This window comes from Sporosarcina limicola (assembly GCF_014873855.1).
In the GTDB taxonomy this organism is placed as follows: domain Bacteria; phylum Bacillota; class Bacilli; order Bacillales_A; family Planococcaceae; genus Sporosarcina; species Sporosarcina limicola.
On sequence record NZ_JADBEL010000069.1, the window covers coordinates 1 to 1,755 of the forward strand.

Sequence of the window (1,755 nt, forward strand, 5' to 3'; positions counted from 1 at the left end):
CAAAGAACTCGATGAACTCGTTCAAAAATTCCGAAACTTGTTTACGGAAAAGAAAAGTGAAAAATTAGTAGATTGGCTAGAGGAATATGAACAAATGGACTATTCTTTTATACAAGCTTTCATCCGTGGCGTCCAACAGGATATGAGTGCTGTCATGTTGAGTATTCAGGAGCCGTGGAGTAACGGCCCAGTAGAAGGGCATGTCAATCGATTAAAAACAATCAAACGAATGATGTATGGAAGAGCAGGGTTTCAAGTACTGAAAAATCGCGTACTTTATGAATTTTAACTATGTAAAAATAATGTCTACTCCTAATAAAGGGACGGAACAGATTGATTCCCCAAAAGAGCGTAAGAGCCACTTTAGTATAGCGTTTACAAACTTGGTAAAAGTGAGGAATTGTTAATTAAACTCAATATTGTTAACCCAACTCTTATATTTGATTTAGATAATGCTAAGTTTAATGTTGAACTAATTATTATCTAAATGGATTATAAACATTAAGCCCAGTGGTAATATGTCAAGCCCCTAAAACATGAAAACTGGAAATTCATTGCGACTTCTAAGCCTGAACTTCATTTTTTAGTCATAAACAAATAAGCCTCGCAATTTCAACGAAAAAAAGGGTGAAACTGGAAGCTTCTTCAGGTGTTCGAAGGGAAGAAAACGAGTGTAGTTACTCGCCCCTTTCTTGTGGCATGTACAGCTGATTCGTGCGTAGTAGCGAATGCACGAGGCGTACTAATTTTCTAGCGGTTAAGACGAGAGCGCGTTTGTGTTGATGCTTGGTGACTTCATGGTATTTCTTTTGGTAAAAGGCTTTATATTCGGCGTCATACTTGCGTATGGCATCTGCAGCTTGTACAAGATAGTAACGTAAGTACTTATTGCCTGTTCGCATTCGGCTGGTATTTTCGGCTTCGAATTCGCCAGATTGATACTGCGTCCAAACAAGACCTGCATATTTCGCCAATGCGTGATGGTCATCAAAACGTTTAATATCACCAATTTCAGCGAGTAGACCAGCCGCATACACGGGCCCAATGCCTTTTACGGACGTTAAGGTTTGTGTAATACCTTTCATCATCCGGTCAATTTCTTGATCAAGGCGTTTGATTTGGCTTTCCATATGGCGAATCGTACTTAAAATCAGGGACAGTGACAGATTGATTGGATCAGCCATCATTTTGTCTAAACGATAAGAACTACGTGCGAGCTTTTGAAGATACTTCGCAATTTCTTCAGGCTCCGCAAAACGGTTTTTGCCTTTCTCTTGTAAGAACTCTATGAGTTCCTCGACTGGCATTTCTGCAATCGTTTCAGGATCTAATTCCTCTATCACGGCGACGCTTATCGCACCAAATGTGTTGGAGAAAGGATTGTCTTGGCGTAAGCCACTAATTTTCAAAAATACTTGGTTCATCATGTACGTTTTATTCCGTGCGATTTCGTGCATGAAGTGAAAGCGCGTCCGTGTTAAACGACGCAGAGCGTCATACTGTAGGATTTCTTGCATTTCATGTGGCAGACGTCCAAAGCGTAAATGATCCGCAATTACCCAGGCGTCAATTCGGTAACGTATCATAGCCCTTTTTAAAGCGAGATACTTTACGTGCATTCAGCATATAAACCGTACTTTGAAAGTAAGGTTCATACCCCTTTAATTTCCAAAAGCGTGGTCTAAATCCACCGTCTTTAGACGGTATACGCTTTTAGCCTTGTTTTTATCTGTCCATACTCAAGATAAGAGGTGA

General features: G+C 40.1%; 1 protein-coding gene and 1 pseudogene. One reads left to right on the forward strand and one right to left on the reverse strand.

Going from position 1 to position 1,755, the window contains the following annotated elements:
- Positions 1 to 289 (forward strand): transposase (locus tag H4683_RS21055; protein ID WP_192600780.1); only part of this gene is annotated, 289 nt, incomplete at its 5' end.
- Between the two features lie 388 nt (positions 290 to 677).
- Here the strand turns inward: H4683_RS21055 and H4683_RS21060 are convergent.
- A pseudogene (locus H4683_RS21060) lies at positions 678 to 1,668 on the reverse strand (IS110 family RNA-guided transposase); the annotation flags it as partial.
- Positions 1,669 to 1,755 lie beyond the last annotated feature (87 nt).